General features: G+C 74.2%; 16 protein-coding genes. 7 read left to right on the top strand and 9 right to left on the bottom strand.

Annotated features, from left to right (window positions below; genetic code table 11):
- Window positions 1-93: 93 nt before the first annotated feature.
- The gene (locus tag ABTW95_RS25045; protein ID WP_500227545.1) at window positions 94-921 is read right to left on the bottom strand and encodes an LLM class F420-dependent oxidoreductase; all 828 of its coding nucleotides are present in this window, start codon (window positions 919-921) and stop codon (window positions 94-96) included.
- 63 nt (window positions 922-984) lie between these two features.
- Here ABTW95_RS25045 and polA point away from each other — a divergent pair, with 63 nt between their 5' ends.
- Window positions 985-3,618 carry a DNA polymerase I gene (gene polA / locus ABTW95_RS25040; RefSeq protein WP_500227544.1) on the top strand — a complete coding sequence of 878 codons (2,634 nt, stop codon included), beginning with the start codon at window positions 985-987 and terminating at the stop codon, window positions 3,616-3,618.
- 12 nt (window positions 3,619-3,630) lie between these two features.
- On the opposite strand, the gene ABTW95_RS25035 is transcribed toward polA, so the two are convergent.
- Window positions 3,631-4,701, bottom strand: a complete 1,071-nt coding sequence (locus tag ABTW95_RS25035) for a maleylacetate reductase (protein ID WP_500227543.1) — start codon at window positions 4,699-4,701, stop codon at window positions 3,631-3,633.
- Window positions 4,702-4,762: 61 nt separating this feature from the next.
- On the opposite strand from ABTW95_RS25035, the gene ABTW95_RS25030 reads away from it, so the two are divergent.
- The 3 genes from ABTW95_RS25030 to ABTW95_RS25020 all read left to right on the top strand — a co-directional run bounded on the left by ABTW95_RS25030 (window position 4,763) and on the right by ABTW95_RS25020 (window position 6,811).
- On the top strand, window positions 4,763-5,260 hold the full coding sequence (locus ABTW95_RS25030) for an inorganic diphosphatase (RefSeq protein WP_500227542.1): 498 nt from the start codon (window positions 4,763-4,765) through the stop codon (window positions 5,258-5,260).
- A gap of 130 nt (window positions 5,261-5,390) precedes the next feature.
- Complete coding sequence (locus tag ABTW95_RS25025; RefSeq protein ID WP_396449166.1) at window positions 5,391-6,206, top strand: SAM-dependent methyltransferase; 816 nt, start codon at window positions 5,391-5,393, stop codon at window positions 6,204-6,206.
- A 56-nt stretch (window positions 6,207-6,262) separates the two neighbouring features.
- On the top strand, window positions 6,263-6,811 hold the full coding sequence (locus ABTW95_RS25020; protein WP_396449165.1) for a carboxymuconolactone decarboxylase family protein: 549 nt from the start codon (window positions 6,263-6,265) through the stop codon (window positions 6,809-6,811).
- Between the two features lie 57 nt (window positions 6,812-6,868).
- Here the strand turns inward: ABTW95_RS25020 and ABTW95_RS25015 are convergent, their stop codons facing one another.
- On the bottom strand, window positions 6,869-7,189 hold the full coding sequence (locus ABTW95_RS25015) for a hypothetical protein (protein ID WP_500227541.1): 321 nt from the start codon (window positions 7,187-7,189) through the stop codon (window positions 6,869-6,871).
- A 278-nt stretch (window positions 7,190-7,467) separates the two neighbouring features.
- Here ABTW95_RS25015 and ABTW95_RS25010 point away from each other — a divergent pair, with 278 nt between their 5' ends.
- Window positions 7,468-7,845 carry a hypothetical protein gene (locus ABTW95_RS25010; RefSeq protein ID WP_500227540.1) on the top strand — a complete coding sequence of 126 codons (378 nt, stop codon included), beginning with the start codon at window positions 7,468-7,470 and terminating at the stop codon, window positions 7,843-7,845.
- A 21-nt stretch (window positions 7,846-7,866) separates the two neighbouring features.
- Here ABTW95_RS25010 and ABTW95_RS25005 read toward each other — a convergent pair whose 3' ends face one another.
- The 3 genes from ABTW95_RS25005 to ABTW95_RS24995 all read right to left on the bottom strand — a co-directional run bounded on the left by ABTW95_RS25005 (window position 7,867) and on the right by ABTW95_RS24995 (window position 12,896).
- Entirely contained in the window at window positions 7,867-9,567 is a 1,701-nt protein-coding gene (locus ABTW95_RS25005) for a phospholipid carrier-dependent glycosyltransferase (protein WP_500227539.1), read from the bottom strand.
- Window positions 9,567-11,213 carry an alkaline phosphatase family protein gene (locus tag ABTW95_RS25000; RefSeq protein WP_500227538.1) on the bottom strand — a complete coding sequence of 549 codons (1,647 nt, stop codon included), beginning with the start codon at window positions 11,211-11,213 and terminating at the stop codon, window positions 9,567-9,569. Before ABTW95_RS25000 ends, ABTW95_RS25005 begins: the two co-directional genes overlap by 1 nt.
- A 126-nt stretch (window positions 11,214-11,339) precedes the next feature.
- Window positions 11,340-12,896: a serine/threonine-protein kinase gene (locus ABTW95_RS24995; protein WP_500227537.1), complete on the bottom strand. Its 1,557-nt coding sequence runs from the start codon at window positions 12,894-12,896 to the stop codon at window positions 11,340-11,342.
- Window positions 12,897-13,095: 199 nt separating this feature from the next.
- Here ABTW95_RS24995 and ABTW95_RS24990 point away from each other — a divergent pair, with 199 nt between their 5' ends.
- Entirely contained in the window at window positions 13,096-13,698 is a 603-nt protein-coding gene (locus tag ABTW95_RS24990; protein WP_396454868.1) for a dihydrofolate reductase family protein, read from the top strand.
- Window positions 13,699-13,848: 150 nt separating this feature from the next.
- Complete coding sequence (locus ABTW95_RS24985) at window positions 13,849-14,337, top strand: hypothetical protein (protein WP_396449159.1); 489 nt, start codon at window positions 13,849-13,851, stop codon at window positions 14,335-14,337.
- Between the two features lie 110 nt (window positions 14,338-14,447).
- Here ABTW95_RS24985 and ABTW95_RS24980 read toward each other — a convergent pair whose 3' ends face one another.
- From ABTW95_RS24980 to ABTW95_RS24970, 3 genes are all read right to left on the bottom strand, one after another.
- Entirely contained in the window at window positions 14,448-17,501 is a 3,054-nt protein-coding gene (locus ABTW95_RS24980) for a discoidin domain-containing protein (protein WP_500227536.1), read from the bottom strand.
- A 12-nt stretch (window positions 17,502-17,513) separates the two neighbouring features.
- Window positions 17,514-18,830 carry a discoidin domain-containing protein gene (locus ABTW95_RS24975; protein WP_396449157.1) on the bottom strand — a complete coding sequence of 439 codons (1,317 nt, stop codon included), beginning with the start codon at window positions 18,828-18,830 and terminating at the stop codon, window positions 17,514-17,516.
- Between the two features lie 88 nt (window positions 18,831-18,918).
- Window positions 18,919-20,659: pectate lyase-like domain-containing protein (locus ABTW95_RS24970; protein WP_500227535.1), on the bottom strand; the 1,741-nt coding region annotated here is incomplete at its 5' end.

Raw genomic sequence — 20,659 nt, 5'->3', positions numbered from 1 at the left:
GCGTCCGCTCCGGGCGCGTCCCTCACCTTTTCAAGCGGGCAGCGCCTTCAGCGGGCACAGTGCCTCAAGCGGGCACAGTGCCTCGCACAGTGCCTAGGCGAGCGCCTCGGCGATCCCGCGCAGCGCCGGGCGCGGGTCGTCCTCGCCCAGCACCTGGACCGCCACCTGGTCGGCGCCCGCGTCCAGGTGCGCCGCCACCCGCGCCGCCAGCGCCGCCGCGTCGCCGTGCGCGATCAGCGCGTCCACCAGCGCGTCGCTGCCGGAGCCCGCCACGTCCTCGTCGGTGAAACCGAGCCGCTTGACGTTGTTCACGTAGTTGCGGAGCCCGAGGTACCTGCGGGCGGTCTCGCGGGCCAGCGCGCGGGCGCGGCCGGCGTCGGTGTCGAGCACCACCTTCTGCTCGGGGACCAGGAGCGGGCCCGCGCCCAGCGTCTCCCGCGCCTCGCGGGTGTGCTCGGGCGTCGTGAAGTACGGGTGCGCGCCCGCCGTGCGCTCCGCCGCCAGCCGCAGCACCTTCGGCCCGAGCGCCGCCAGCACCCGCCCGCTCGCCGGGACGCCGGCGGCGTCCAGGTCGTCGAGGTACCGGACGATCGTCTCGTACGGGCTGCGGTACTCCCGGGTCGCCTCCGGGTGGCCGATCCCGGCGCCGAGCAGGAACCGCCCGCCGTACGCGCCGCCGAGCCGGTGGTAGGACGCGGCGACCTCCTCGGCCGGCGTCGCCCACATGTTCACGACGCCGGTCGCGATCACGAGCCGGTCCGTCGCCGCGAGCAGCCGCTCGGCGATCTTGAGGTCGCCGCGCGGCGACCCGCCTATCCAGACGGCGCCGTAGCCGAGGTCCTCGATGTCCTTCGCCAGGTCCTCGTCCAGCATGCTCCACGGCCGCCAGACGCCGAGCCGGCCCAGTTCGATCTTGTCCATGTCGTCTCCCAACACCTCGTGCCGCCGTTCCATGCCCCCTTCCCCGGTGCCAGGATGTGAGGCATGACCGACCGGCCGCGCCTGCTGCTCCTGGACGGCCACTCGCTGGCCTACCGGGCGTTCTACGCCCTTCCGGTGGAGAACTTCAGCACCACGGCCGGGCAGCCGACGAACGTCGTGTACGGGTTCGCGAACATGCTGGCGAACGTGCTGCGGGACGAGCGCCCGACGCACGCGGCCGTCGCGTTCGACGTGGGGCGGCGGACGTTCCGCGCCGAGGCGTTCCCGGAGTACAAGGCGAACCGGTCGCGGTCGCCGGCGGAGTTCGGCGCGCAGCTCCCCGTCCTGGACCGGCTGCTCGCCGCGATGAGCGTGCCGGTGCTGCGGGCGCCCGGCTACGAGGCCGACGACGTGATCGCGACCCTCGCGGCGGCGGCGGAGGCGGACGGCATGGACGTGCTGATCGTCACCGGCGACCGGGACGCCCTCCAGCTCGTCAGCGACGACGTCACCGTCCTGTACTTCTACCGGACGGCCGCGGAGATGGTCCGGTACACGCCGGAGGCGGTGCGCGAGAAGTACGGGCTGACGCCCGCGCAGTACCCCGACTTCGCGGCGCTGCGCGGCGACCCGTCCGACAACCTGCCGAGCATCCCCGGCATCGGGGAGAAGACGGCCGCGAAGTGGGTGCGCGAGTTCGGGTCGCTCGACGAGCTGCTCGCCCGCGCCGGGGAGGTGCGGGGCAAGGCCGGGGAGAGGCTGCGCGGCGCGCTCGGCACGGTGCGGCTCAACCGGCGGCTGACCGAGCTCGTCCGGGACGTGGACCTGCCGGTGGCGCCCGCCGACCTGCGGCGCCGCCCCTACGACCTGCCCGCGTTCACTTCGCTGCTGGACGAGCTGGAGTTCCGCAACGCCAGCCTCCGGCAGCGCCTCTTCGCCGCCGACCCCGGCGGCGGCCGCGCCCCGGACGCGGCACGGCCCGAACCGGTGCGGGGCCGCGAGCTCGGGCCGGGCGAGCTCGCCGGCTGGCTCCGGGAGCACGCGACCGGCCCGACCGGGCTCGCCGCCGACGCCGCGTGGGCGCGCGGTGAAGGCGACGTCGCGCTGATCGCGCTGGCCGGCGGCGACGGGCACGCGGCCGCGTTCGACCCGTCCGCCCTCGCCCCGGACGACGAGCGCGCCTTCGCGGGCTGGCTGGCCGACCCCGGGCGTCCGAAGGCGCTGCACGACGTGAAGTCGCTGCTGCGCGTGCTCGGCGAGCGCGGCCGGCGGCTCGCCGGCGTCGCGACCGACGTGGCGCTGGCCGCCTACCTGCTGCTTCCCGGCCTGGCCGCCTACGGGATCGCCGATCTCGCGGGCCGCCACCTGGGCCGCCGCCCGCCCGCCGGCGGCGCGGCGGGGCTGATGCTGAGCGCCCGCGCCGTCCTCGACCTCGCCGGGAAGTTCGCGGACGACCTCGCCTCCACCGGCATGGACGAGGTCCTCCGCGACGTCGAGCTGCCGCTGTCGGACCTGCTCGCCCGCGCCGAGCGCGCCGGGATCCAGGTGGACGCCGCCCTGCTGGAGGAGCTGGAGCGGCACTTCGCCGACGCGATGGAGCGCGCCGCCGCCGAGGCCGCCGAGATCGCCGGCCGCCGCTTCAACCCCGGCTCGACGAAGCAGCTCCAGGAGGTGCTGTTCGGCGAGCTGAACCTGCCGAAGACCAAGAAGATCAAATCCGGGTACTCCACCGACGTGGACGCGCTGACCTGGCTCGCCGCCCAGACCGACAACGGCCTCCCGCAGGTGCTGCTGCGGCACCGCGACCAGGCGCGGCTGCGCACCACGGTCGCGGGGCTGATCCGCGAGATCGGCGCGGACGGCCGGATCCACACCACGTTCCAGCAGACGGTCGCGGTGACCGGCCGGCTCACCTCGACCGAGCCGAACCTGCAGGTCATCCCGGTCCGGACGGAGGAGGGGCGGCGCATCCGCCGCGCGTTCCGGCCCGGCGACGGCTACGAGTCGCTGCTGACGGCCGACTACGGCCAGCTCGAACTGCGCGTCATGGCGCACCTGTCCCAGGACCCGACGCTGCTGGCCGCGTTCGAGTCGGGCGAGGACCTGCACGCCACGATGGCCGCGCAGGTCTTCCAGGTCTCCCCGGACGCCGTCACCCCCGACATGCGGCGCAAGATCAAGGCGATGTCGTACGGGCTCGCCTACGGGCTGTCGGCGTTCGGGCTGGCCCGGCAGCTCGGCATCCCGATGGCGGAGGCCCGCCCGCTGATGGACGCCTACTTCGCGCGGCTCGGCGGCGTCCGCGACTACCTGGACCACGTGGTCGCCGAGGCCCGCGTCACCGGCTACACCCGCACGATCCTCGGCCGCCGCCGCTACCTGCCCCACCTGACCAGCGACAACCGGCAGCGGCGCGAGACCGCCGAGCGGATGGCGCTGAACGCGCCGATCCAGGGCTCCGCCGCCGACATCGTCAAGATCGCGATGCTGCGGGTGGACGAGGCGCTCACCGCCGCCGGGCTGCGCAGCCGGCTGCTGCTCCAGGTGCACGACGAGATCGTCCTGGAGGTCGCGCCGGGCGAGCGGGACGCGGTGGAGAAGATCGTCCATGACCGGATGACGACCGCCTACCCGCTCACCGTCGGCCTGGAGGTCGCCATCGGCGTCGGCGCCGACTGGGACGCCGCCGCTCACTGAAGGTCCGGCGGGTCACTGCCCCTCCGGCGGGCGCCCCTCCCACGCGTCGCGGAGCAGCGCCCGCAGACCGGCCTCCTCCGGGGGCCGCGGGTTGGCGAAGCCGCCGGCGGCGGCCCGCGCGACGACGTCGTCCAGGTGCTCGGGGGCGGCGCCCAGCTCCCCGAGCGACCGCGGCAGCCCCAGCGATCCGGCCAGGTCCCACAGGGCGCGGGCGGGGTCGCCGCGTCCGAGCGCCCGCCCGAGCGCCGCCGCGGCGTCCGGTGCGGCGGGGGCGTTGTAGGCGAGGGCGTGCGGCAGCAGGACGGTGTGCGTCTCGGCGTGCGGCAGGTTCAGCGACCCGCCGAGGATGTGGCACAGCTTGTGGTGCAGGCCCATCGTGGTGGCGCCCAAGCACGTCCCGCACAGCCACGCCCCGTACAGGGCGCGGGTGCGCGCGGGCAGGCCGCCGGGCTTCCGGACGACCTCCGGCAGCGCCCCGGCCAGCGCCCGCACCGCCTCCTCCGCCATCAGCGCGACGACCGGCGACGCGTCCGGGGCGTAGAGCGCCTCGACGGCGTGCGCCATCGCGTTCATCCCGGACGCCGCCGACACCGCGGGCGGCAGCCCCAGCGTCAGGGACGGGTCGTAGAGCACCGTCCGGGCGAGGACGCGCTCGTCGCGGCCGGTGCGTTTGACGCCGCCCTCCGTCATGCCCCACGTCGGGGTCATCTCCGACCCGGAGTACGTCGTCGGGACGGCCGCGATCGGCAGCCCCGTCTCCTTGGCGACCGCCTTGGCCAGGCCGACCGCCGACCCGCCGCCGAACGGCACCAGGGCGTCCGCCCCCACCGACGCGGCGACGCGGCGGGCCTCCTGCGCCGCCTCCACCGGCACGTGCATCACGGCCCCGGCGTGCACGCCCGCGACCCGCGCGCCGAGCGCGGCCGCGGCGCGCTCCGCGTCGGCGCGGCGCCCGGGCGTCGACAGGACGAGCACCCGCGAGACGCCCAGGGCGTCCACCTCGGCGGGCAGGTCCCCGAGCACGCCCTCCCCGAAGACGACCCGGACGGGAAGCGGCCTGTAGGCGAATCGCAGCGCGTCCATGACCCGACCTTACGATCAGCCGCTCCCAGCGCGGGTAGGGTCCGCGGCAGGGGAGGTGCTCATGGAGATCGAGATGATCGTCGAGATCCCCGGCGGATCGCGCAACAAGTACGAGATGGACCACAAGCTGGGCCGCATCCGGCTGGACCGGATGCTGTTCACGGCGACCCGGTACCCGCACGACTACGGCTACATCCCGGACACCTGCGCGGAGGACGGCGACCCTCTGGACGCGATGGTGCTGCTGGACGAGCCCACGTTCCCCGGCTGCCAGATCACCGTCCGCAGCATCGGCGTGTTCTGGATGCTGGACGAGAAGGGCCCCGACGCCAAGATCCTGACCGTCCCGTCGAGGGACGTCCGGTATGCCGGGATCAACGACCTGGCCGACGTGCAGGAGCACATCCTCGACGAGATCGCGCACTTCTTCGACATCTACAAGACCCTCGAACCGGGCAAGTCGGCCGACGTCCGCGGCTGGCAGGACCGGCAGGTCGCCGACCGGACCATCGCCGAGGCCGCCGAGCGCGCCCGCGCGGCGCACTCCGGGACGGCCTGACCGGCGGCGCCGGCCGGGGCGCCGCCGCGCGCGTCCCACGTGACGGACCTCACCCGCCGGGGCCGCGGCCGGGCGTGTACCGTCAAGATCCACTGGGAGGATACGGCTCGGTATCCGGAGGTGAGCACGCATGACCGCCGCCGGCAGGGGGAGCGCGGACGACGGGATCCGCGCCGACCGCCCGGTGTCGGCGCGCGTCTGGGACTACTGGCTCGGCGGCAAGGACCACTACGAGGTCGACCGGATCGCGGGGGAGGCGGTCGCGCAGCAGGTCCCGGGCATCGTCGCCGCCGCGCGCACGGACCGCCTCTTCCTCGGCCGGTGCGTCCGGTACCTGGCGGGCGAGGAGGGCATCCGGCAGTTCCTCGACATCGGGACCGGGCTGCCCACCGCCGACAACACGCACGAGATCGCCCAGCGCGTGGCGCCGGAATCGCGCATCGTCTACGTCGACAACGATCCCCTGGTGCTCGCCCACGCGCGTGCGCTGCTGACCAGCTCCCCGGAGGGCGCGACCAGCTACATCGACGCCGACGTCCGCGACCCCGAGCGCATCCTCCAAGAGGCGTCGGCGACGCTCGACTTCAGCAGGCCGGTCGGGCTGATGATGCTCGCGCTGCTGCACCTCATCACCGACGACGACGAGGCGCGCGGCATCCTGGACCGGCTCGTGGGCGCGCTGGCGCCGGGCAGTTTCGTGGCCCTGTCCCACGCGTGCCTGGACGTGGACGTGACGCACACCGCCGTCAAGGCGTGGAACGAGAGCGGCACCCCGCACCCGCTCAAGGCCAGGACCAGCGCGGAGATCGAGGCGCTGTTCGACGGCCTGGAATTGGTCGAGCCGGGAATCGTGTCGTGCTCCCGGTGGCGTCCCGAACCGAATCCGTGGGGCGAGCCGCAGGAGACCATGACCTTTTGTGGAGTGGCGAGAAAACTTCCAGTGTGAGGACGTTGGGTAGAGGATCGGGTCATTGACCGGCACCTTTCCTCCGGAGGCAGTCCTTGGCGCATATCGAATTGGACGAGAACATCCCCGGGCTGCCGTCCCTGCTGCGGTTCCGGCCGGAGACGGCGGGGCCGCTGAGCGCGCTCGCCGAGGCCCTGCTGCGCGGCCCGAGCCCGCTCGACCGCGGGGACCGGGAGCTGATCGCCTCCTACGTCTCGGAGCTGAACGGCTGCCGGTTCTGCGCGTCCTCCCACGGCGCGTGCGCGGCCGCGCAGCTGCCCGGCGGGATGACGCTCGTCCAGCAGGTGCACGCCGATCCGGACACCGCGCCCGTATCCGCCAAGCTCAGGGCGCTCCTCGCCATCGCCGCCGCCGTACAGCGCGGCGGCCACGAGGTCGGCGGCGCGCACATCGCCGCCGCCCGCGAGGCCGGCGCCACCGACGTCGAGATCCACGACGCCGTGCTCATCGCCGCCGCGTTCTGCATGTACAACCGGTACGTGGACGGCCTGGCGACCAGCGCACCGGAGAACCCCGCCGCGTACGCGCAGATGGCCGAGCGGCTCGTCGCCCACGGCTACGGGAGCGCCGCGGGCCCGCGCTGAAACCGGTTGGCCGGGGCGCGCCCCGGCCGCGAGGATGGCCGGGTGAAGATCCGGCTCTCAGGCGGCGTGGTGGCGTCCGGGCGGCACGCCTGGATCGCCGGGGCGTCCGGGCCCGTGCGGCCGCTCGACCAGGCGGACGCGCCGCCAGGCGCACCCGTCGCGCTCGGCCCTGCGAGCGCGTCCGGCGCGGACGTCGCGCGGGCCGTCCGCGAGCTGACCCGGCTGGTCGCGGCCGGCGGAGCCGCCGCGGCCGGCGCGGCCGGCGCGGGCGTCGACCTCGGCGCGGGCTTCCGCTCCGCGCGGCTGGACGGCGCGCGCGGCGACCAGCGCGACGCCGTCCTCGCGGCCCTGCGGGTCGTCGGCATCGGCGGCGCGCACCGGCTGGGCAGCGCGCCGGTTTCCTGGTCGCGCTGTTCGGCCCCGCGCAGCTGGCCGGGGCGGTCCGCCGCGCGCTCGGCGAGGGCGCCGCCGACCTGGTCGGGCTGTGGGAGGCGACCGGGCACCGCCCGCTCGCGTCCGCGCTCGGCGCCCTCGACCCCGCCCTGCGCGAGCGGTTCGACCGGCTCCCGCTGCTCCTCGGGGAGCCGCCGCTGCCGAAGACGCTGCGCAGGCTCGTCAAGGACCCGTCCATCGCCGACGCGTACGCCCTCGACCTGGTGGCGCGCCGCATCCGCCGCGCGATCGGCCGGCTCGCCCTGACCGACGACCCGGTCATCGCGCGCGCCCTCGCGAAACCGTCGACCGAGCCGCTGCTCTGCGCGCTCGCCGTCGCCACCGCGTGCGGCGCACCCGGCGCCGATCTCGCTGCGGTGATGCCGCCGCGCACCGTCACCGTCCCCGGCTACCCGGCCACCACGCTCCACGACGAGGACGGCCCCTGGCCCCGGGCGCTGCCCGCCGCCCGCGAACTCGGCGCCGACACCGCCGTGTTCTGGGACGAGATCGCCGAGCACGGCCTGCGCGTTCCCGCGTCCTGGCTCGCCCACGGCGGCTGGCCGGGGCTCTGGTCACGCGCCCACGCCCACCGCCGCTGACCGCCCGTCCGCTGCGCGGAGCTACCGCCGCCGGAAGATCGTGATCGAGTGGCCGACCTCGTCGACCGGCTCGCTGGAGGCGATCAGCGGGGCCAGCCGCGGGTCGTCCTTGGCGATCCAGCTGTCGGACACCACCAGCAGGCCGTGCACCCGGTCCGGCGGCACGGCGAGCGGGTCGGACGCCCGGATGCCGTAGTAGGACGGCACGCCGCTGCCCTTGTAGGCGAGCCACACCTCCTCGCCGGGGTAGCGGTCGCGGAGGCGGTCGGCGAGCCGGCCGAGGTCCTGGCCCCAGTCGACGTTGGAGTCGTGCAGGTACAGGTGCGTCCCGGCCGGCCCGCCGAACGCCTCGTTGGAGTACGGCAGGTAGTACGGGTAGGCCCGCAGCGAGCTGACCGCGACGAACAGCACGAGCCCCCAGGCGGCCGCCGGCGCCCACCGCCACCGGACGCCCCGCCACCGCGCGCCCCGCCACCGCACGACCGTGACCCCGGCCGCCGCCACCGCCAGGAACACCGGAACGAAGATCGCGTACCGGACGCCGAGGTCGCGGTGCCCGGTCATGGCCACCGCCAGCAGAACCGCAGGGGGCGCCAGGACGTACGGCGCGGCCGGGCGCAGCCGGGGCAGCGCCGCCATCGCGGCGACGCCCGCGACCCACAGGGCGAGCATCCCCAGCGGCGTCTTCACCAGCAGCGCCGCCGGCAGGTAGTACCAGCGGGAGCCCAGGTAGGTGTCGCCGAACAGGAAACCCGTCCACCGCATGTCCTCGAAGCCGAACTGGACGCGCAGCCCGTCCCGGAACGGCTCCGGGAACGGCAGCAGTCCCGTGGCGAGGCCCCGGAGCCCGCCGATCGCCGGGACGCCGTCCGGGGCCGTCCACCGCAGCCGCGGATCGACGGCCAGGTACGCCGCCCACACCGCCGCGACGGCCACCGCGCCGGCGGCCGCCGCCGACAGCAGCCCCGCCGCGGCGGGCCGTCCGGCACCCCGGGAGCGCCTCGACCACCACACCGAAACCGCCACGAGCGCCAGCAGCACCGGCACGGCGGGCAGCACGCTCATCTTGGTCGCCACCGCCGCGCCCAGCGCCGCCCCCGCGAGCGGGACGCATCGCCGCGGCCGCCGCCGGGCCCGCCACGCCGGCCACACCGACGTCAGGAGGAAACCGGCCGCGGGCACGTCGAGCGTCGCCAGCGACCCGTGCGCGATCACGTCCGGGGAGAACGCGTAGAGGGCGAGCGCCGCCACACCTCCCGCGGCCCCGGTCAGGTCGCGGGCGAACCCGAAGACGACCAGCCCGAACAGCAAGGTCAGGACCATGACCGGCACCCGCGCGGCGAGCAGCACCCGCTGCGCGTCGTTGCCCGACTCGTACAGCAGGTGCCGCCCGACGTCCTGCTGGTTCCCGGTGTAGGACGCGTCCAGGCGGGCGCCCCCGAGCACCGCGCCCGCCCCGATGAGGATCTTGGTGAGCGGCGGGTGCTCCGGGTTGTACCGCAGGTCGTGCTCGCGCAGGTAGGTGACGCCCGCGCCGATGTACACGGGCTCGTCGATGGTGGGGGACTGGGCCGCGGCCGTGGACGCCATAGCGAACGCCGGCTGCGCCAGCAGCGCCGCGACCACGGCCGCGAGCAGCCACCGCCGGTGCCGGCGCAGCGCCCGGAACCGGCCGGCCGCCGCCTCGGCCGGAGGCGCCGCGGGCTCCCCGACCGCGGTCATCAGCCGAACGCGGTGAGGAACCGGTCGCGGAACGCGCTCATCGGCCACACCGGTGCGTCCTTCCCGGGCCGCAGCCCGTCCTGCCAGTTCCAGCCGGAGATCTTGTCGATGACGGCCTTGTCCTTCGCGACGATCGTGATGGGCACGTCCCGGCTCGCCCCGGGGCCGGTGATCAGCGGCGCGGGCTGGTGGTCGCCCAGGAAGATGAGCACCGTCTTGTCGTTCCCGTACGTCTCCATGTACGACACGAGAGTGTTCAGGGTGTACTCGATCGACTTGCGGTACTCGGTGCGGATCTGCCCGCCGGGCGGCCACGGCGCGTCGTAGCCCTTGCCCATCCCGTTGAAGATGGAGCCGTCCCCGACCTGGTCCCACGGCACCAGCCGCGGGATGGACGCCCACGGCGCGTGGCTGGACACCAGAGCCGTCTCCGCCATCACCGGCGGGCGGTCCTTCTTCGCCAGCTCGGTGCGCTGCAGCGTCGACAGCGTGTACTGGTCCGGCATGGTCGCGAAGCTGAAGCGGGGCCCGCGGTACCCGAGGTTACGGTCGTCGTACACCTTGTCGTAGCCGTAGAACTCCCCCTCCGGCCAGGCCCGCGTGATCGCCGGCATGAGCGCCACCGTCCGCGACTCCGCCTTGTGGAACGCCCCGTTCAGTGTCAGCCGGTCGCTGTTCACGAGCGTCCGGTACCGCTGCTGGTTGTCGATCCACAGCCCGGACAGCAGCGTCGCGTGCGCGAGCCAGCTGCCGCCGCCCGCCGTGGACGAGGTGAGCCATCCGCTGCGCGCGGTGAACCCGGCGTCCCGCAGCCGCTGCGACCCCCGGTCGAGGACGGCGTCGACCTGCGGCGCGAACTGCGGGCTCTCCACCGCGGAACGGCCGTAGCTCTCCACGAACGCGAGTACGACGTCCTTGCCGCGCAGCCCGGTCAGCAGCCGGTCGCCGGGCGTGTCGCGGAACTTGTCGACCGCGGCGGCCTTCGCGAACTCCGCCCGGTCGTTCAGGCTCGACCGCACCGCCAGCGCGTGGTCGTAGGCGAGCGCCGCCGCGCTGCGGGACGCGACCGGCACCCCGTCGACGAGCTGCGCGCCGAGCAGGGCGCACACGAGCCAGATCGCGCCGAGCACCGCCGCCGCCCGCGCCGCCGCCCGGTCGTGCCGGACGGCCGCGCGGCTGAGCCGCAGCGCCGACAGCGACATCAGCACGATCACCCCGACCGCGAGCACCGCGGTGAGGACGACGGCGGCGATCGCCCCCGCCGCCCCGGCCGACTCCTCCACGAACTCCACGGCCGGCCGCAGCAGCGGCCAGTCGAGCACCAGGTCGAACGGCCGGACGAGCACCGCGTCGAACCCGATGTCCATCACCTTCAGCACGAACAGCACCCCGAGGACGGCGCCCGCCGCCCCCGCCGTGTAGCGCCGCGCCCTCGCCGGCACCGCGAGGATCAGGCCGACGCCGAGCACGCCCTCGATCGGGATGCGGACGAACGCCCCCGGCGTCAGCAGCGCGAACTCGTCCGGCGTGATGAGCGCGGCCAGCACGAACAGGAACGCCGCGCAGGTCAGCGCCCGCGCCGCGATCCGCCTGCGCCGCCCGCCGCCCGCGTCCGGTCCGGCGTCCTGCACGTCCTCGTCTGTCACCCGCTCCGCGCGGCTATCGGTAGTCAGCTCGTCCTCCCCGGGCTCGGTCCCCCCGCCGCGAACGCGACAACCACAGCACGTCCGCCCGCCGCCCGCCGGTTCAACCGCGTCCCGATCGGCGGAGCGTCACCGCCGGTGTTCCCGGACCAGCCCCGCCACATGCGGGAGCGCCGCGTCCGCGAGCCCCGCCAGCTCCGGGTCGCCGGCCGGGGACGGGCGCCCGTCGGCGTACCGGACGACGGCGAACGCGATGTAGGCGCCGTCGACCTGGAAGGCCGAGGCGCCGGAGTCGTCGGCGTCCGCCGCGTCGCCCGCCGGCGGGAAGCCGCCCCCCTTGTACGGGAGCGGCGCGAACCGCGGCGCGGCCGGGCCGCCGGCGAAGCGGGCCGCGGTCGCGGGGTCGTGCATGACCATGATGCCGAGCGTCAGCTGGTGGACGGAGAACCCGTCGAGGTAGCGGGCCCGCACCGTCTTGAGGCACCAGGCGTCCCCGATCTTCGCGGCGGACGACCGGTGGACGGCGTTGACGCACTCCCCGTTCGTCACGCCGTCCGCCGCCTTGGTGAACGTCTCCGCGCCCGCGGCGACGGCCTCGTCCGGGGAGAAGACCTTCTCCGGGGGCCATGCCGACAGGTCCGGCGGGTGGGCGGCGGCCGGCGTGCTCGGCGTGGACGTGCGGCCCCGCGGCTCGTACGTCCGGGCCGGCCGGTCCGGCCGCAGCACCGCGGCGGCCACCACGACCGCGGCCGCGGTCAGCACGGCCGCCGAGCCCGTGAGGAGCCCCCGGCGGGAACGCCGCCGGCCGGCGGAGGGCGGCCGGGCGGCGGAGGGCGGCGGGTGGCCGGGCGGCGGAGCGGGCGGCCGCCGGGGCGGCATCGGGACGGTGACCGGCGTCCGCCCCTGCGCCGGCAGGTCCATCACCATCCGGACCAGCCCGTCGGCGTCCGGCCGCGCCTCCGGGGCCTCCGCCAGGCACACCCGGACGATGCGGGCGAGCCGCGGCCCCATCGCGGCCGCCAGCTGCGCGTCGGTGGCCCGCGGCGGCACGACCGGCGAGCGGCCGAGCGCCGCGTACCCGATCGTGCAGGCCCAGCTGTAGATGTCGGCGCGCCCGCCGCCGCGGTCGTCGGCGTACCGCTCCGGCGCGGTGTAGCCGGGCGAGTGGAAGAACCGCGTCGCCTCCGGCCCCGACTCCTCGATCGCCCGCGCCACCCCGAAGTCGATCACCCGCCAGCCGTCCCGGCCGAGCAGCACGTTCACCGGTTTGAGGTCGCGGTGCACGACCCCCTCCCGGTGGATGGCCCGCAACGCGTACGACAGCTGAACCGCGAGCCGTTCGAGCTGGGCAGCCGTCAGCGGCCCCTTGTCGCGGACCCACGCGTGCAGCGTCCCGCCGTCGATGTACTCGCTGACGATGTAGGGCGGGTCGGCGTACACGTCGGCGTCCAGCACCTGGGCGGTGTGGCTGTCGCCGACCTTGCGGGCCGCCTCGAACTCGGCGGCGAACTTGCGCCGCTGGTAGGGGTCGTTGAGCCACTGCCGGTGCAGCACCTTCACCGCGACCTGCGTGCCGTCCGGGGCGCGCCCGAGGTAGGTGGTGCCCTGCCCGCCGCTTCCGAGCTCGCTCACCAGCTCGTACCGGCCGATCCGGGCCGGCTGGCCGGCCTGTTCCGTGGGGTCCACCGGAACCACCCCCCGCCGTCTCACGGCCAGTGTGAGCCCGTCCGACGGCGCGTCCAAGAGCCGCCGCCGTCCTTAAGCGGACCGGAGTCTGTGGCATCGGACCTTTTCCGCCGGGAAATCCCCCGCCGGGATGTCGAGGAACTGGGAGCGGCTCCGACCTGTTGGTGAGCGGCGCCGAGGGGGCGCCGGGGAGAGAGGTATGAACATGGGCAAGGTCACCTGCGACATCGGGATCTCCGTGGACGGGTTCGTCGCCGGGCCGAACCAGCGGCTGGAGGAGCCGCTCGGCGAAGGGGCCGAGCGCCTGCACCGGTGGATGTTCGAGCAGCCCGACGCAAACGCCGAGGTCATCGAGAAGATCACGGACGCCGGCGCGTTCATCATGGGCCGCAACATGTTCGGCCCGGTCCGCGGCGGCTGGGGCGGCTCGGACTGGAGGGGCTGGTGGGGCGAGGAGCCGCCCTACCACGCGCCCGTCTTCGTCCTGACCCATCACGGGCGCGAACCGGTGCCGATGAAGGGCGGAACCACGTTCAACTTCGTCACGGACGGCATCGAGTCGGCGATGGCGAAGGCGCGGGAGGCGGCGGGCGACCGGGACGTCGCGGTCGCCGGCGGCGCGCAGACCGTGAACCAGTACCTCGCGGCCGGGCTGATCGACGAGCTCCGGCTGCACATCGCGCCGGTCGTGCTCGGGGCGGGGGAGCGGCTGTTCGCGGACGTCGGCGACCCCGGGCTCGAACCGGTCGCGGTCTCGCACACCGACCTGGTCACGCACGTGACCTACCGGGTCGGCCGGTAGGGGCCGCCGCCGAGAACCGCCGGCAGGGACCGCGGCGGGCACCGCGGCAGGACCAAGGTCCCCGCAGGTCGGGGACGGTCGCCCGGAGCGGAGCGGCGGGCGGGGGCGTTGGGTGGGAAGTGCAGGAGCGACCCATCCAGGAAGGACGGCATGTACTCCGACAGGAGCGAGGCGGGACGATGGCTCGGCCGGCGGCTGCGGCGGTACCGCGTCCAGGACGTCGTCGTGATCGCGGCGCGGCCGGATGCCGTCCCCATCGCCTACGAGGTGGCGCGGGCGCTGGAGGCGCCGCTGGAACTGGCCGGCCGGTCGCCTGCCGGTCCGCTCGGCGGCCGCACCGCCATCGTCGTCGTCGAGGGCGTGGCGACCGGGCGGACGGCCCGCGCGGCGTGCGAGGCCGCGCGCGCACGCGGGCCGCGGCGCGTCGTGCTGGCGGTGCCGGTCGGGGCGCCCGCGGTCGTCGACGCGCTCCGCGACGCCGCCGACGAGGTGGAGCGCCCCCTCACCCCGCACTATTTCGACGCGATCGGCGACTACTACCTCGACGACTCGCCCGTCCCGGAGGACGAGGTGACCCGGCTGCTCGAAGCCGCGCGGAGCACCGCGCGGAGCCGGGCGGACTCAGCGGCGCCCGCGTAGGCGGGACGGGCGGCGCGCCCGCCCCGCGCATTCGGCCGGGCAGTCGCCCGGGCGGCCGGCCGGAGCCGCGGGCGGCCCGCGCCGGGACGCGCCGGCGCGGGCCTTTCCGCTCACCAGCCCTGCAGGCCGGCGCCGTACGGGTAGAGCGGGTCGCCGTAGCCGGTGGGCGGCGGCTGCCCCGCGTCGATGCGGGCGCGGATCTCGGCGCGTTCGGCGGCGGTCGCGCCGAGGTCGTAGGGGATGTTCCAGTCCTCGACGGCGTCCTCGGGCCGGTCGGTGCCGCCCGGCTCGAGGATCTGTTCGACGCCGCGCGGAAGCTGCCAGGGCAGCCGCCCGCGCGGCGCGTAGTCGCCGAACAGCAGGCTCGCCGTCGCCGGGCCGACCTCCTCGCCGCCCCGGTAGGTCATCACGATGGCGTCGGCGAGGCCGTTCCAATCGGTGATGACGGTCGGGCGCGGCAGGTCCATCACCACGACCACGGGCACGCCCTGGTCATGGAACTGCCTGATGAGCGCGAGCTGGTCGGGCGGCAGGTAGGGCTGCTCGTTCACCCAGGCCGTCCGGTGGGTGTAGGACGGTTCGCCGACCGCGACGACGGCGAGGTCGGGGGAGGGCGCGCTGTCCTGGTGGACGGTCACGCCCGCCTTCGCGGCCCGCGCCTTGATCGCGTCCAGCAGCGTGAGCGAGCCGTAGTTCGCGTGGAAATAGCTCGTCCAGATGCAGCACGCGGCGCCGTCGGCGGCGCGCGGCCCCGCCACCACGATGTCGTCGCCCTCCTTCAGCTTAACCGGCAGGACGCCGTCGTTCTTCAGCACGGTGATCGACTCGCGCGCCGCCTGGTTCGCCAGTGCCGCGTACGACGGCTGGTGGAAGCGGTACGGCCCATTCACCGGGTCGCCGTACGGCCGGTCGAAGATCCCGAGCTTGAACTTCAGTCGCAGGACGCGGGTGACCGCGTCGTCGATCCGCGCGATCGGCACCTGGGCGATGAAGTCGGCCATCGAGAACCCGGCCGCGCCGGGATCGGCGCCGCCCATCACGTCCGACCCGGCATTGGCCGCGCTCACCCACGCGCTCGACGGCAGCCAGTCGGTCGTGATCAGCCCGGTGTACCCGAGCTCGTCGCGCAGGTACCGCAGGATCGGCGCGCTGTTGCCCGCGCCCGGCCCGCCCGGGTCGAGGTACGAGCTGCCCGCGTAGCCCGGCATGATGTTCACGGCGCCCGCGTCGAGCGCCGCCCGCCACGGGATCATGTGGTACTTGATCGTCACGGCGTCGAAGGTGATGCCGGCCTCGCCGCCGGCGCCCTCACCCGGCCAGTGCTTGACGGTCGCGAGGACCGAGCCGGGGTTCAGCTCCGGCCCGCCCTGCAGCCCCGCGACGAGCGCCCGCACCTGAGCGGCGGCGACCTGCGCGTTCTCGCCGTTGCCCTCCTGGATGCGCGGGTACAGCACCTTGGTGCCGACCTCCGCGAGCGGCCCGAGGACGCCGCGCGCCCCGACCTCCAGCTCTTCGCGGCGCTGCATGTCGCCCAGCTTGTAGTCGAGCGGATAGTCCCTCGCCGCGGCCAGGGCGCTCTGCAGCGGGTAGGTCGTCTCGTATCCGGCGATCGTGTCGCCCGCCGACACCGGCGGGATCCCGAGCCGGGTGCCCGCCGCGCTGCGCAGCACGTTGTGCAGGTCGTCCGGCTGCGCCGGGCCGAAGTGCCAGCCCGACCTGGCGTACGCCTGCGCGTTGTAGAACATCTGGTACGCCTTCTCCTCGGTGGTCATCCGGCCGAGGAGGTCGGCCACGCGGTCCTCGACGGGCCGCCGCCAGTCCTCGTACGGCTCGATCGAGCCGTTCTTGTTGAGGTCGCGGGCGCCGCCGACCACGTTGACGCCGTCGTCCACGGTCTCGATCTCGGGGAGGTAGACGCTGAACGTGCGGATGTCCGACGTGGTCCGCGCGCCGGAGCCGCTCACCGCGACGACGAACCACCGGTAGGTCCACCGGTCGCCGATGTCCCAGGACGGCGTGTAGCTCGTCCCGGACGTTTCGGCGACCTTCGTGTAGAGGTCGAGCAGCCGGCCCGGCGCGGTGAAGTCGTAGTCGGTGCGGCTGACGTTGATCCAGACCTCGTAGTGCGCGGTGCCGGGGACGCCCGCCCAGGACAGCACGGGACGCCGCGTGTCCGTCACCATCGCGTGGTCGGCGGGCGCCGACAGCGCGAACTGGCCGGTCGTCCCCGGCGCCTTCGTCGGCGGCGACAGCAGCGGGGGAGTGCTGGACGAGGAGTCGACGCTGCCGAAGACCTGGAACTCCCACATCGAGTACCCGTAGCCGGTCGCCCGCTTCGTCCCGGTGAACCGGATGTAGCGTCCCCTGCCCGTGATGCCGAGTTTCTCCGTGCCTCCCTTGCCGGTGGTCGTGGAGTAGATCGTCGTCCAGGACGTCCCGTCGTCGGACATTTCGATGCGGTAGCCGGTCGCGTAGGCCGCCTCCCACACGAGCGTCACGCCGGTGACCGCGGCGGTGCCGCCGAGGTCGACCCGGAGCCATTGGTCGTCGCTGAACTCGCTCGACCAGCGGGTGGTGGTGCGGCCGTCCAGCGCCGCCGCCGGGGCGTTGCCGCCCTCCCAGGAGGAGGCCGACACCTTCTTGAACGCCGAGATGGGCGTGTCCCAGGGCGGCGGCGGCTCGGTCCCGTCGCCGCCGTACACCGAGAACTCCCACAGGGAGTACCCGTAGCCGGTGGCGCGGGCCGTCCCGTACATGCGGATGTAGCGGCCGCTACCGGTGACGTCCAGCGTCTGGGTTCCGCCCGTGCCGGCCGTGGTGGAGTAGACGGTCGTCCAGTCCGAGCCGTTGCCGGAGACCTGGATCTGGAAGGCGGTCGCGTAGGCCGTCTCCCAGTTCAGCACGACCTGGCTGATGCTCTTGCTCTCGCCCAGGTCGATCCGCACCCACTGCGGGTCGCTGAACGCGCTGGACCAGCGGGTGCCGGTGTCGCCGTCCACCGCCGCGGCCGCGGGGAAGGCGGCGCTCTCGGTGGACGACGCCGTCGCGGGACGGCCCAGGGAGAGCAGCGTCGCCGCGCGGGCCGTCCGCGCGGGGACGGCCAGGAGCGCGGCGAGCACCGCTAACACCGCGACGGTGCTGGTGAGCCGCTGCACTGCGGTCATCGGAACCTCCGGCTACCAGCCGACGGCGACGAGCAGCCACTGCGGGTCGCCGTGGGACACGAACGAGGACTGGTCGGCGTAGTCGTCGTAGGGGAAGCCGTAGGCGCGGTGCCCGATCCCGTGGTCGTGCCAGAACTTGGCGTAGTAGTTCGCCGGCGCGGCCCGGTAGAACAGCGACGGGTCGGACCACTGCGACTGCGGCAGCTGCGCCACGTGCCGGTTGATCGCCGAGCACCTGGCGGGGTCCTCCCGGAGCGGCCCCGAGCAGCCGGTGACCTCCTGCGTGGTGGCCGGGACGCCGACGGACGCGGCGTAGCCGGTGAAGTAGTCGGCGTGCGCGCCGCCCGGCTGGAACGCCGGCGCGTTGCCGGGCGCCGGGATCCGGTACGGGGCCTCGACGGTGGCGAGGGAGTCGAACTCGGCCGGGACCTCGTCGGCGAACCGCTGGAAGGTGGCCGAGCGGTCCTCGGCGAACGTGGCCCGGTCCTCGCCGACGGACACGTCGTAGCCGTCGTGGGCGTGCAGCCGCAGGGCGAGCTTCAGGCCGAACCCGTCGACCCTGGTGGTGTTGCCGTTGAACGCGTCGGCGCCGACCGTGAACTCGATGAAGTCCTGGTAGCGGCTGTTCGGCGAGCCGAGGTAGAAGTACATGCGGCCCGCGGAGTTGACCGGCATGTCCAGGTAGGGCTGCTCGGCGATGGAGTGGGTCTGCCCGTTGAAGCTCCAGTACACCTGGCTGTCGGGGTACTTCCCGTTCGTCCGGTTGAGGACCTTCACCGTGAGGACGTTCTGCGCCGGCGGGATGCCGGACGTGTCGCCCCAGAAGTCGTCATCGGTCGGCGGCGTGGTCGACCCTGTCGTGTGCACCCCGAACGTCCACAGCGAGTAGCCCCATTGGGTGGCGCGGGCGGTGCCGTACATGCGGATGTAGCGGCCGTTGCCGGTGATGTTGAGGGTCTGGTTTCCGCCGGTGGCGTTGGTGGTGGAGTAGATGGTGGTCCAGTTGGCGGCGTTGTCGGAGACCTGGATTTGGAAGGCGGTGGCGTAGGCGGTTTCCCAGTTGAGGACGACTTGGCAGATGTCCTGGTCGGAGCCGAGGTCGATTTGGAGCCATTGGGGGTCGCTGAAGGCGCTGGACCAGCGGGTGGCGGGGTCGCCGTCGACGGCGGCGGAGGCGGGGAAGGAGCCGTTCTCGGTGGAGGAGGCGGTCGCGGGCCGGTTCAGCGCCGCGTCCCCTGAACCGCATTCCGCCGCGCCGGCCGGGGCCGTCAGCGCCAGGGACGCGGGGAGCAGGAGCAGCAGGGCGGCCATCGCCGAGGGGAGCTTCATGGACATCTCCATGTTCGAGGGGGTGGGGCGGGAGACGGTGCCCCGCGGGCCCGCCGACCGCGGGCCCGCAGGGCGGGTCAGCCGCGGATCAGGGGAAGCTGACCACGTTGGCCGGGACGGTGTCCGTGCCGGACGCCTCCGGGCCGGTGTCGTTGATGACGTGGCGGATCGTGCCGTTGCCGCCCAGCGACACCGTCAGCACGTCGTGGAACCGGACGCCGGAGCGGTTCGGCACCTCGAAGCCGCGCGCGGCCACGATCGACGGGTCGACGTTGAAGTAGCAGTAGCTGCCGAGGCCCCAGCCCTCGTGGGCGGTGACCGAGTCGGCGACCTTGTAGGCGGCGTAGCCGTCCGGCGAGTCGCTCCGCCAGGCCGACTGGTTCGGCGGGTCGTACGGCATCTCGTTCTGGAAGAAGATCGTCTTGCCGCGGTCGCCGTTCCACACCACCTGGTACTTCTGGTAGTGCTCGACGAACAGCCCGTACGCGGTGACGTCGTCGCCGTTGACGATCACCCCGTTGTCGGCGGTGTTGACCGTCCAGCCGACCCCGGAGCCGTGGTCGGCGCGCCACGCCCAGATGTGGTCGAGCAGGACGTCGTCGCTGTTGACGACCAGGCTCTTGGACGCCTTGCCCGCGCCGGCTCCGCCGATCCGGAAGAAGACGTCCTGCACCGATGACGGGTCGCCCGCGTGGTCGGCGCCCGCGCCGTCCGGCCCGAGCCGCAGCAGCACGGGCGAGTTCACCGGCCCGGCGTCGAAGAGGATCCCGGCCAGCTTGACGCCGCTCACGTCGGCGACCGCCATCGCGGTGACGCCGTTGTCGGGGATGAGCGTCGGGTACCCGATGCCCAGCACGACGGTGTCCGGCCGCGTCACGTTGATCGTCTGGCCCAGGTGGTAGACGCCGGGCGTGAACAGCAGGTTGAGCCCCTGGCCCAGCGCGGCGTTGATGGTGGCGGCCGAGTCGCCCGGCTTGGCCACGTAGAACTGCGACAGCGGGATCGACGACCCGGGCGTCGAGCCGCCCGACCAGGTCGTCCCGCGCGAGTTCCGCCGCAGCGCCGGGACGAACACCCGGTACGCGCCGCCCGAGTCGACGTACAGGTACGGCTTCTCCCGGGTCACCGGGCTGGTGTCGAGCGTCGTGTACGGCGGGTTCGGGAAGCTCTGCGCGGGCGCGCCCTCGACGCCGGAGAACACCATGTTCCACACGCCGTTGAGGTTGCCGCCGATGTGGCTGTCCCGCGTCAGCCACTGCTGCTGCGAGTATGGCTGCACCTGGCCGTCGACCTTGGAGTCGGCGATGTAGCCGCCGCTCGCCCAGCCGTACCCGGTGGGCGCGAGGTTCAGGTTGCCGCGGACGTGGATGCGGCGGAACGGCGCGGCCTGGGAGACCGCCCACTGGTTCGTCCCGCCGGGCGGGCTGACCGCCAGGTTCTCCGCGGACCGCCAGAAGTTCTGCGTGGCGTTGCCGCCGAACCATCCGGCGTCCACCGTGACGCCGTTGAGGGTGACGTCATCGGGGTCGCGGCCGAGACCGGCGATCGAGGTGTAGAACCCGATGTTCGCGTTGACGTTGTAGCTGCCGGGCTTGAACAGCAGCGCGTACCGGGACGTCCCGAACTGGTTGCTCTCCTGCTCGCGGAAGACCGCGTCGAGCCGGGCCTGGACGTCGGACGCGCTCATCGACGGGTCGAACACGATCACGTTCGGCCCGAGGTCGCCGCCCCCGGGCGGCGTGGTCGACCCTGTCGTGTGCACCCCGAACGTCCACAGCGAGTAGCCCCATTGGGTGGCGCGGGCGGTGCCGTACATGCGGATGTAGCGG

It is taken from the genome of Spirillospora sp. NPDC127506, assembly GCF_040302145.1.
In the GTDB taxonomy this organism is placed as follows: Bacteria; Actinomycetota; Actinomycetes; order Streptosporangiales; family Streptosporangiaceae; genus Spirillospora.
The sequence above is the reverse complement of the archived record's forward strand: the minus strand, read 5'-3'. Positions and strand labels throughout refer to the sequence as shown.

What these genes read in the sequence shown, in the direction of transcription:
- ABTW95_RS25045 (WP_500227545.1), bottom strand. Translation starts at nt 921, where the DNA reads ATGGACAAGATCGAACTGGGCCGGCTCGGCGTCTGGCGGCCGTGGAGC.
- polA (WP_500227544.1), top strand. Translation starts at nt 985, where the DNA reads ATGACCGACCGGCCGCGCCTGCTGCTCCTGGACGGCCACTCGCTGGCC.
- ABTW95_RS25035 (WP_500227543.1), bottom strand. Translation starts at nt 4,701, where the DNA reads ATGGACGCGCTGCGATTCGCCTACAGGCCGCTTCCCGTCCGGGTCGTC.
- ABTW95_RS25030 (WP_500227542.1), top strand. Translation starts at nt 4,763, where the DNA reads ATGGAGATCGAGATGATCGTCGAGATCCCCGGCGGATCGCGCAACAAG.
- ABTW95_RS25025 (WP_396449166.1), top strand. Translation starts at nt 5,391, where the DNA reads ATGACCGCCGCCGGCAGGGGGAGCGCGGACGACGGGATCCGCGCCGAC.
- ABTW95_RS25005 (WP_500227539.1), bottom strand. Translation starts at nt 9,567, where the DNA reads ATGACCGCGGTCGGGGAGCCCGCGGCGCCTCCGGCCGAGGCGGCGGCC.
- ABTW95_RS24990 (WP_396454868.1), top strand. Translation starts at nt 13,096, where the DNA reads ATGAACATGGGCAAGGTCACCTGCGACATCGGGATCTCCGTGGACGGG.
- ABTW95_RS24985 (WP_396449159.1), top strand. Translation starts at nt 13,849, where the DNA reads ATGTACTCCGACAGGAGCGAGGCGGGACGATGGCTCGGCCGGCGGCTG.
- ABTW95_RS24980 (WP_500227536.1), bottom strand. Translation starts at nt 17,501, where the DNA reads ATGACCGCAGTGCAGCGGCTCACCAGCACCGTCGCGGTGTTAGCGGTG.
- ABTW95_RS24975 (WP_396449157.1), bottom strand. Translation starts at nt 18,830, where the DNA reads ATGAAGCTCCCCTCGGCGATGGCCGCCCTGCTGCTCCTGCTCCCCGCG.